General features: G+C 69.3%; 4 protein-coding genes and 1 tRNA gene. 4 read left to right on the top strand and 1 reads right to left on the bottom strand.

Annotated elements, in window-relative coordinates; translation table 11 throughout:
• The first annotated feature begins 105 nt into the window (after positions 1-105).
• On the top strand, positions 106-768 hold the full coding sequence (locus JK361_RS29870) for a DegT/DnrJ/EryC1/StrS family aminotransferase (RefSeq protein WP_201823995.1): 663 nt from the start codon (positions 106-108) through the stop codon (positions 766-768).
• Positions 769-852: 84 nt separating this feature from the next.
• Positions 853-928, top strand: a tRNA-Thr gene (locus tag JK361_RS29865).
• A gap of 44 nt (positions 929-972) precedes the next feature.
• Here JK361_RS29865 and JK361_RS29860 read toward each other — a convergent pair.
• The gene (locus JK361_RS29860; protein ID WP_201823978.1) at positions 973-3,732 is read right to left on the bottom strand and encodes a SpoIIE family protein phosphatase; all 2,760 of its coding nucleotides are present in this window, start codon (positions 3,730-3,732) and stop codon (positions 973-975) included.
• A gap of 410 nt (positions 3,733-4,142) precedes the next feature.
• Between JK361_RS29860 and JK361_RS29855 the strand changes: the two genes are divergently transcribed.
• Positions 4,143-9,602, top strand: coding sequence for a HAMP domain-containing protein (locus JK361_RS29855; protein WP_201823976.1), 5,460 nt, complete (start codon positions 4,143-4,145; stop codon positions 9,600-9,602).
• Between the two features lie 292 nt (positions 9,603-9,894).
• On the top strand, positions 9,895-10,575 hold the full coding sequence (locus JK361_RS29850; RefSeq protein ID WP_201823974.1) for a response regulator: 681 nt from the start codon (positions 9,895-9,897) through the stop codon (positions 10,573-10,575).
• Positions 10,576-10,602: the final 27 nt, after the last annotated feature.

Raw genomic sequence — 10,602 nt, 5'->3', positions numbered from 1 at the left:
TAAAGGTCGGATCCTGAACTTCGGTTCGGGGTCCGACCTTTTTCTGTTGTGCGTAACGTGTCGTTCACGTTGCGAGCACAGCATCCAGGCATGGGTACTGCAGCAATGCTCAGGGCCGCCGGCGTCGGACTCGGTGACGAGGTCGTCGTGCCGGCCTTCGGAAACGTCGAAGTCGCAGAAGCCGTGACCCTCGCCGGCGCGCTCCCGGTGTTCGCCGACATAGACCCGGTCACCTACTGCCTCGACCCCCTCTCGGTCGAGGCGGCCGTAACCTCCCGTACCGCCGCAGTCGTTGTCGTCCACCGCTTCGGACGACGCGCCGACATCGGGCGGTTGCACACACTCGGCCAGCGGCACGGACTGCTGGTGCTGGAACAGGGCGAGTCCGAAGCGCCGTACGACGAGATGGCCCAGCGCAGGGAGCGGGCCGCCTACCTCGACACCAGGCTGAAGGGCGTACGGACGCCGGACGGCGGAGACGGGCACACCTACCAGCAGTACGTCGTCCGCGTGCCGGGGAACGGCCGGCCGGACCGCGACGCCTTCGCGCGCGCCCTGCGGACCAAGGGCGTCGAGTGCGGCGTACCGGTGAAGACGCCCGTGCACCGGCTGCCGGAGTTCCGCCGGTGCGTGTCGCTGCCGCAGACCGAGCTGGCAGCCGACGAAACGCTCGCCCTGCCCGTGGACGCCGCGCTCATCAAGCGGGACATGCAGCGCATCGCGTCCGCCTGCAATGCCCTCGGCGGCCTGCTTCAGCCCGCCTTCTGACCAGGCACCGAACGAATTTGGGAACTGGGGCTCGCTCGGGGTACAGTTTCTTCGTCGCCGCGAGGGAAACCTCGAAAAGGACAGGCCCCTATAGCTCAGTCGGCAGAGCGTCTCCATGGTAAGGAGAAGGTCAACGGTTCGATTCCGTTTGGGGGCTCCAGCAAAAAGGCCCCACCCTTCCGGGTGGGGCCTTTTCGTGCATCCTCATGCCTCCTTGTGGATCCCCGGGACCCGCATCGCCAGAATCGCCATGTCGTCGGAAGGGGCGTCCGACGCGAAGCGCTCCACGGCACGCATGATGCGTGCCGCGACCGCGCCCGCCGTCAGACCCGTACACGTCGTGAGGACGTCGGCGAGGCCGTCGTCGCCCAGCATGCGCGTGCCCTCACGGCGCTCGGTGACGCCGTCCGTGACGCAGAGCAGCACATCGCCAGGGTCGAGGGTGACCGTCTCCTCGTACAGCTCCAGGTCCTCGATGACGCCCAGCAGCGGCTGGGGCTCGGCCGCGGCCGTCACCGTGCCGTCCTGGCGCAGACGCAGCGGGAGCGGATGCCCGGCGCAGACCACCTTCAGCTCCGCGCTGCCGTCCTGCTGCGGCCGCAACTCGCCGTAGAGAAGGGTCAGGAAGCGGCTGCGGTCGCCCTCGTCGAGGATCGCCGAGTTCAGGCGCTCCAGCACGGCCGGGCCGCTCAGACCCTCGCGGGCCAGCAGACGCAGGGCGTGCCGGGCGAGGCCGGTGACCGCCGCGGCATTGGGGCCCGTGCCGCAGACGTCGCCGATGGCGAATCCGTACGCACCGTTGCCGATGGGGAAGACGTCGTAGAAGTCGCCGCCCACCTCGTTGCCCTCACCGGCCGCGCGGTAGATGACCTCGACCTCGACGCCCTCGATGTACGGAGTGCCCGGCGGGAGCAGACTGCGCTGAAGGGCCTGGCTGATGGCCGTGCGCTCCGAGTACAGGCGGGCGTTGTCCAGGGCCAGGGCGGCCCGGCGGCTCAGATCCTCGGCCAGCTCCAGGATCTCCTGGCGGAAGTGCTCGTCGGTGGGCTTGCCGAGGGTCAGCATGCCGATGACGCGGTTGCGGGCGACGAGCGGCAGGACGACCGTCTCGCCGCCGACCGCTGAGGCCGTCGCGAGCGTCGGGCCGATGCCGGAGGTCACCTGATGCGTGGGACCGCCGGCCAGACCCAGGCTGCGCATGGAGGTGCGCAGGGCCGCCTGGTGGGCGACCTCGCCCGGGGCCGTCCAGACGCGTGCGCCGGGCGTCGGCACCGGATCCGGCGGCGGAACCTTCGACAGCAACGACTTGATGCCGTCGATGAGTTCCTCGTCCTCGTGCAGCACGTACGACAGGTACGGCTCGGACGCCTGGTCGGCGATCGTGTACACCGCACACCACGTGGCCAGGGTCGGGACCGTCATCTGGGCCATCAGCGCCAGGGTCTGGTCCCGGTCCAGGGTGCCGGCCAGCAGGTCGGACGCCTCGACCAGGAAACTCAGCGAGCCGCGGCGCAGCCTCTCCAGTTCGCCCAGACGGGCCGACTCCACGGCCAGGGCGATACGGTCGGCGGCGAACTGCAGGCGCAGCGCCTCCTCGTTGGTGTACCGGCCGGGAGCCTCGGCCGCGACGCCGAGGGAGCCGGTGAGACGGCCCTCCACCTTCAGCGGGACGGTGACCACCGAGCGCATGCCGGTGCCCGCGAGGAGCGGTACGGCCCCGGGGACGGCGGCGAGGTCGTCGTGGACGGCGGGCATGCGGGCGGAGCCGTAGCGGCCGGGGCCCGCCTCCACCGGCACGCGCGCGAAGCGCTGCCGGGCGGAGGGCAGGCCGGTGGAGGCGCGGACCTCCAGTTCCGTCTCGTCGTCCGTCGCGAGCAGCAGGAAGGCGGAATCGCCGTCGAGCATGTCGCGGGCGCGTTCCACCGTGCGCTGGAGCAGCCCGTCGAGGTCGTCCGGGGCGGGGGAGCCGATGAACACCTCGAAGGGGTCCGCGCTCTGCCCGTCGGACGACTGACTCTGGTCGGAGGCCGGGCCCCGGGGCGGGCTCTGAAGCACCGCGCGCTCGTGGTCGCGGACCAGGAGGCAGACGGTGGAGGGCTCGCCGCCGGTGTCGCGGACCCGGAGGTGGGAGGCGTACACCTGGGCCACGCGGCCGTCGGTGCGGCGGATGCCGTAGGTGCCCTCCCAGCGGGAGAACTGGAGGGCCTCGGCGATGCCGGTGCCGGTGCCCGGGGTGTGCGGCCAGGCCGCCAGCTCGGTGAGTGCCTTGCCGATGACGTCGGCCGCCGGGTAGCCGAACAGCTCCTCCGCGTCCTCGTTCCAGGCGCTGATGCTGCCCTTGCGGTCGACCTGGAGCACGGCGACGCGGACGCGGCCGTCGGCGAGCGGCAGGAGGTCGGCGGGCAGGGCCGGGCCGGCCGTGCGGGTGCCGACCGGACGTTCGGGCAGGTTGAGCTGGAACCAGACGTTCTTGTGCGTGGGGGTGTAGTCCACGCCCCAGCGGGTGGCCAGGGCCGCGCAGAGCTGTAGACCGCGGCCGCCCTCACGGTCCGGGCTGCCCATCGAGGCCGGCGAACTCTGGAGGGGGACCTCGCGCTCCGGGTAGCGGTCGGAGACCTCGATGCGCACGCCGTCCTCGGTGCGCAGGCACAGCACCTCCGCGTGGGTGCCCGCGTGGACGACCGCGTTGGTCACCAGTTCACTGGTGAGGACGACGGCGTCGTCGACGATGTCGGCGAACCCCCAGCCCTGGAGGGTGTCGCGGACGAAGGACCGGGCGGTCGCGACCGATCGCCCGACGGGCTCGAAACTGGCGGCCGCGCGCGCGGTGATCACAGAACTCCTCGGCCGGTCGTCGGCATGCAGGGCTGGCTGGCCGGCCGGCTCGCGCCGCTGCTGCGGCAGCAGCTCGCCCGTCGGCTGTGGCTCCGGGGGCTGTCCCCCGGGGATCAGTCCGGTGGTCATGGTGTCCGGCCGCCCCTCCGATGCCCGCTTCTACTCGTGCCACCGCCCAGACCGGTCGGACCGGTGCGGCTGGACAGCCGCATGCAAGGTTACTTACCTTCGCCGTCCGAGCGGGTGCCGGTCGCGGGTGTTTACGCCCCCAGGGTGTGCGGACGATGTGCGAAGCTGCCGAACTGTTATGGCCTGGTTCGGCCGGGGTGAAACACTGGGCAGGCTTCTGATGAAGGTCGGGCCGGGCTGCGTGTGTTCGGTGCGTGGTGGGCAGCAGCCCCTGGTGCGGCCGGATCTCGTCTGGCAGAAATACGCAGAAGTAACCGGTACGTGGAAGTAACCGGCATGCCGATGACCGGCACGCCGGGCCGAAGCGGCCGAGCACAGCAGTAACGGTCTACCCCTCCGGGAGGGACACAGTGGAGTCTGGCGCGGCGACGCGAGGCACGAAGACGCGCGCGAAAGGCGGACCTTCCCTGGGCAGGAGCGGCGGCACCACCGCCGTGGACACGGCTGCCCTGAACCGGCTGCTGGCGGCGCTCGTGGCGATGCGCGACGGGAACTTCCGCAAGCGGCTCACGGTGTCCGGGGACGGCGTGATGTCGGAGATCGCGGCCGTCTTCAACGAGGTGGCCGACCGGAATCTGCATCTGACCGGTGAGCTGTCCCGGGTGCGGCGCATGGTGGGGCGTGAGGGAAAACTCACGGAACGGCTGGAGACGGGCGCCTGCGAGGGTTCCTGGGCGGCGGCCATCGACAACTCCAACGCGCTGGTGGACGACCTCGTCTGGCCCGTCTCGGAGGTCAGCCGGGTGCTCACGGCGGTCGCCGAGGGCGATCTGTCGCCGCGGATGGAACTGCGGACCCAGGCGCCGGACGGCGGTACGGGGCACCCGCTGCGCGGTGAGTTCCTGAAGGTCGGCCGGACCGTCAACAACCTCGTCGACCAGCTGTCCACGTTCACGGACGAGGTCACGCGGGTGGCCAGCGAGGTCGGCACCGAGGGCAAGCTCGGCGGTCAGGCCCGGGTGCGCGGAATGTCGGGTTCGTGGAAGGACCTGACCGAGTCCGTCAACACGATGGCGTACCGGTTGACCGCGCAGGTGAGGGACATCGCGCTGGTGACGACGGCGGTCGCCAAGGGTGATCTGTCGCGCAAGGTCACCGTGCACGTCGCCGGCGAGATGCTGGAGCTGAAGAACACCGTCAACACGATGGTGGACCAGCTGTCGTCCTTCTCCTCCGAGGTGACGCGGGTGGCCCGGGAGGTGGGCACCGAGGGCATCCTGGGCGGCCAGGCGCAGGTGCCCGGGGTGGCCGGCGTGTGGAAGGAGCTGACCGACTCCGTCAACACGATGGCGGGCAACCTGACCGCGCAGGTGCGCGGGATCTCGCAGGTCACGACCGCTGTCGCCAACGGTGATCTGTCGCAGAAGGTGACCGTTCCGGCGCGCGGTGAGGTGGCGCAGCTCGCCGAGACGATCAACCAGATGACCGAGACGCTGCGGATCTTCGCGGACGAGGTCACGCGCGTGGCGAACGAGGTCGGCGCGGAGGGGCGGCTCGGCGGGCAGGCGAACGTGCCGGGCGCGGCCGGTACGTGGAAGGACCTGACGGACTCCGTCAACACGGTCTTCCGGAACCTGACCACGCAGGTGCGGGACATCGCCGCGGTGACGACCGCGGTGGCCAGCGGTGACCTGTCGCAGAAGGTCACCGTGGACGTGGCCGGCGAGATGCTGGAGCTGAAGAACACCGTCAACGGCATGGTGGACCAGCTGTCGGCGTTCGGTGCCGAGGTCACCCGGGTCGCGCGGGAGATCGGTGTCGAGGGTGAGCTGGGCGGCCAGGCGCAGGTGCCGGGCGCGGCCGGTACCTGGAAGGACTTGACCGACTCCGTCAACACTGCATTCCGCAACCTCACCGGCCAGGTGCGCAACATCGCCCAGGTGACGACGGCGGTGGCGAACGGTGACCTGTCGCAGAAGGTCACCGTGGACGTGTCCGGCGAGATGCTCCAGCTGAAGAACACCGTGAACACGATGGTGGACCAGCTGTCCTCGTTCGCGGACCAGGTGACGCGGATGGCCCGGGACGTGGGTACGGAGGGCCGGCTGGGCGGCCAGGCCCGGGTGGACGGCGTCTCGGGGACGTGGAAGGAGTTGACGGACTCCGTCAACTTCATGGCCGGCAACCTGACCTCTCAGGTGAGGCAGATCGCCCAGGTGACGACGGCGGTGGCGCGCGGCGACCTGTCGCAGAAGATCGACGTCGACGCGCGCGGCGAGATCCTCGAGCTGAAGAACACGATCAACACGATGGTTGACCAGCTGTCCGCCTTCGCCGACCAGGTGACCCGGGTCGCCCGCGACGTGGGTACCGAGGGGCGCCTCGGCGGGCAGGCTCAGGTACCCGGTGTCGCCGGTGTGTGGCGGGACCTGACCGACTCCGTGAACGGCATGGCCGGCAACCTGACGGCTCAGGTGCGCAACATCGCGCAGGTCGCCACGGCCGTGGCGCGCGGTGACCTCTCCCAGAAGATCACGGTGGACGCGCGCGGGGAGATCCTGGAGCTGAAGAACACGCTGAACACGATGGTGGACCAGCTGTCGTCGTTCGCCGACCAGGTGACGCGTGTGGCGCGCGAGGTGGGCACGGAGGGCATCCTCGGCGGTCAGGCCGAGGTGCAGGGTGTCTCCGGCACCTGGAAGGACCTCACGCAGTCCGTGAACTTCATGGCGAACAACCTGACCATCCAGGTGCGCAACATCGCCGAGGTCACGACGGCGGTCGCCAAGGGTGACCTGTCGAAGAAGATCACTGTTGACGCGAAGGGCGAGATCCTTGAGCTCGTCACGACGGTCAACACGATGGTTGACCAGCTGTCGAGCTTCGCCGAGCAGGTGACCCGGGTGGCCCGTGAGGTGGGCACCGAGGGCATCCTGGGCGGCCAGGCGCACGTACCGGGTGTCACGGGCATCTGGAAGGACCTCAGCAACAACGTCAACCTGATGGCCAACAACCTGACCATGCAGGTGCGGAACATCTCGCAGGTGTCCGCGGCCGTCGCCAACGGTGACCTGACGCGGCAGGTGACGATCGAGGCGCGCGGTGAGGTGGCGCAGCTCGCCGACACGATCAACACCATGGTCAAGACGCTGAGTTCGTTCGCGGACCAGGTCACCAAGGTGGCCCGTGAGGTGGGCACGGACGGCATTCTCGGTGGCCAGGCGCATGTGCCGGGTGTGGCCGGTACGTGGAAGGACCTCACCGAGTCCGTGAACGGCATGGCGTCCAACCTGACCGGTCAGGTGCGGAACATCGCCATGGTCACCACGGCCATCGCCAAGGGTGACTTGACGAAGAAGATCGACATTGACGCCCGCGGGGAGATCCTCGAGCTGAAGACGACGATCAACACGATGGTTGATCAGCTGTCCAGCTTCGCCGAGGAGGTCACGCGTGTGGCCCGTGAGGTGGGTACGGAAGGTCAGCTGGGCGGTCAGGCACGCGTGCGTGATGTCGACGGCACCTGGCGCGACCTCACCGAGTCGGTGAACGAGATGGCCGGGAACCTGACCCGGCAGGTGCGCGCCATCGCGCGCGTGGCGACCGCGGTGACCCGCGGCGACCTGAACCTGAAGATCGACGTCGACGCGTCCGGCGAGATCCAGGAACTGCAGGACTACATCAACAAGATGATCGCCAACCTGCGCGACACCACGATCGCCAACAAGGAGCAGGACTGGCTCAAGGGCAACCTGGCCCGCATCTCCGCCCTCATGCAGGGCCGTCGGGACCTGGAGGACGTCGCCTCGTTGATCATGAGCGAGCTGACGCCGGTGGTGTCCGCCCAGCACGGCGCGTTCTTCCTGGCGATGCCGCTGATGGAGGGGAAGGGCATCGGCAACGGCGAGGACGACTACGAGCTGCGGATGCTGGGCTCGTACGGCTACTCGATGGGCTCCATGCCGGCGTCGTTCCGGCCCGGTGAGGCACTGATCGGCACGGCCGCCGAGGAGAAGCGCACGATCCTGGTGGACAACGCGCCCAGCGGCTACCTGAAGATCTCCTCCGGGCTCGGCGAGGCCCCGCCCGCGCAGGTGATCGTGCTGCCGGTGCTGTTCGAGGGCAAGGTGCTCGGCGTGATCGAGCTGGCGTCCTTCACGCCGTTCACGCAGATCCAGAGGGACTTCCTCAACCAGATCGCCGAGATGATCGCGACCAGCGTCAACACCATCTCCGTCAACACCAAGACCGAACAGCTGCTCAAGCAGTCGCAGGAGCTGACAGAGCAACTGCGGGAGCGGTCGGCCGAGCTGGAGAACCGGCAGAAGGCGCTTCAGGCCTCCAACGCCGAACTGGAGGAGAAGGCCGAGCTGCTGGCCCGGCAGAACCGGGACATCGAGGTGAAGAACACCGAGATCGAGGACGCCCGGCAGGTCCTGGAGGAGCGTGCCGAGCAGCTCGCGGTGTCGATGCGGTACAAGAGCGAGTTCCTCGCGAACATGTCGCACGAGCTGCGCACGCCGCTCAACTCGCTGCTGATCCTGGCGAAGCTGCTCGCGGACAACGCCGAGGGCAACCTCTCGCCGAAGCAGGTGGAGTTCGCCGAGACCATCCACGGCGCCGGCTCGGACCTGCTCCAGCTGATCAACGACATCCTCGACCTGTCGAAGGTCGAGGCGGGCAAGATGGACGTCTCCCCGACCCGTATCGCGCTCGTCCAGCTCGTGGACTACGTGGAGGCCACCTTCCGGCCGCTGACCGCGGAGAAGGGCCTGGACCTGTCCGTGCGGGTGTCCCCGGAGCTGCCGGCCACGCTGCACACCGACGAGCAGCGGCTGCTTCAGGTGCTGCGGAACCTGCTGTCCAACGCGGTGAAGTTCACCGACTCCGGGTCGGTGGAGCTGGTGATCCGGCCCGCGGGTTCGAACGTGCCGCAGAAGATCCGGGAGCAGCTGCTGGAGGCCGGTTCGCTGACCGACCCGGACGGCGAACTGATCGCGTTCTCCGTGACCGACACCGGCATCGGCATCGCGGCGAGCAAGATGCGGGTGATCTTCGAGGCGTTCAAGCAGGCGGACGGCACGACCAGCCGCAAGTACGGCGGTACCGGCCTCGGGCTGTCGATCTCGCGGGAGATCGCGCAGTTGCTCGGCGGTGAGATCCACGCGCAGAGCGAACCGGGCCGTGGCTCGACGTTCACGCTCTATCTGCCGCTGCACCCGAGCGAGCTGCCGCCGCAGGGCTACCAGCAGTCGGTGCCCGCCCTGGAGGCCGGCGACCTGGTCGCCTCCGAGGCGGCGCGGTCCTCGGAGCTGTCCGCGGTGGAGATCGAGACGCCGGCCGAGGTGAAGTCGTACCGGGAGACGCAGAACGGCCCCGCCGCGCTCTTCCGGCGCCGGCGGCGCAGCCTGCCCGAGGAGGTGCAGCGGCTCGAGCAGTGGCCGGCCGCCTCCGAGCAGGAGCGGGTGCCGCAGCAGGGCCGTGCGGTGCGGTTCGGCGGCGAGAAGGTGCTGATCGTCGACGACGACATCCGCAATGTGTTCGCGCTCACCAGCGTCCTGGAGCAGCACGGACTGTCGGTGCTCTACGCCGAGAACGGCCGCGAGGGCATCGAGGTGCTGGAGCAGCACGACGACGTGGCGGTCGTCCTGATGGACATCATGATGCCCGAGATGGACGGGTACGCGACGACGGCGGCGATCCGTCGGATGCCGCAGTTCGCCGGGCTGCCGATCATCGCGCTCACCGCGAAGGCGATGAAGGGCGACCGGGAGAAGGCGATCGAGTCGGGTGCCTCCGACTATGTCACCAAGCCGGTCGATCCCGATCATCTTCTGGCGGTGATGGGACAGTGGATGACCACGGAGTGACCGGGGTGGGCGCGGCAACGGGCATGATCGCACCGTACGTGAACGCCGGGGGAACCTCCGGCGAGCGTCGGGAGTTGCTGCATGATGAAGGCCGGGAACATGTGGGAATCCCAGATTCCGGGAACCATCCGGGGTCCCGTCACGTTTCTCTTATGTGCACAGTGACATCGCGGTGACAGGGTGTGGCGACAGGCGGGGTGCGGCTACGATGACCGGCACAAGGACGGGCGGCGAAAGGGAGTCGTCCCCTGGGGCGGCGCCCGGTGTACCGCCGGGGCGAGGAGGGCGGGCCATGGTGCAGAAGGCCAAGATCCTCCTGGTCGATGACCGGCCGGAGAATCTGCTGGCGCTGGAGGCCATCCTCTCTGCGCTCGATCAGACGCTGGTGCGGGCATCGAGCGGGGAGGAAGCGCTCAAAGCACTGCTCACGGACGATTTCGCGGTCATTCTGCTGGACGTCCAGATGCCGGGCATGGACGGGTTCGAGACCGCCGCGCACATCAAGCGGCGCGAGCGGACCCGGGACATCCCGATCATCTTCCTCACGGCGATCAACCACGGCCCCCACCACACCTTCCGGGGCTATGCGGCGGGCGCGGTGGACTACATCTCCAAGCCGTTCGACCCGTGGGTGCTGCGCGCGAAGGTCTCGGTGTTCGTCGAGCTGTACATGAAGAACTGTCAGCTGCGTGAGCAGGCGGCGCTGCTGCGGCTCCAGTTGGAAGGCGGCGGCAAGGGCGGGGCCGCGGGCAAGGAGTCGGCCGGGCTGCTCGCCGAGCTGTCCGCGCGGCTCGCGGCCGTCGAGGAGCAGGCGGAGGCGCTGTCCAAGCAGCTGGACGACGACTCCGCGGACGCGGCGGCGGTCGCCACGGCGGCTCATCTGGAACGCAAGCTCACCGGGTTGCGCCGTGCGCTCGACGCCTTGGAGCCGGGCACGGGCGGCAGTGGTGCCGCGGTGCCGTCGCAGAACTGATGCGGGCCCGGACCGTAGTTGCGAATG

Source organism: Streptomyces musisoli (genome assembly GCF_016741855.1).
Classification (GTDB): Bacteria; Actinomycetota; Actinomycetes; order Streptomycetales; family Streptomycetaceae; genus Streptomyces; species Streptomyces musisoli.
This window is presented reverse-complemented; position numbering and strand designations above follow the sequence as displayed.

Coding starts and splice junctions, on each gene's coding strand:
- JK361_RS29850 (WP_201823974.1), top strand. CDS start 9,895: ATGGTGCAGAAGGCCAAGATCCTCCTGGTCGATGACCGGCCGGAGAAT.
- JK361_RS29860 (WP_201823978.1), bottom strand. CDS start 3,732: ATGACCACCGGACTGATCCCCGGGGGACAGCCCCCGGAGCCACAGCCG.
- JK361_RS29870 (WP_201823995.1), top strand. CDS start 106: ATGCTCAGGGCCGCCGGCGTCGGACTCGGTGACGAGGTCGTCGTGCCG.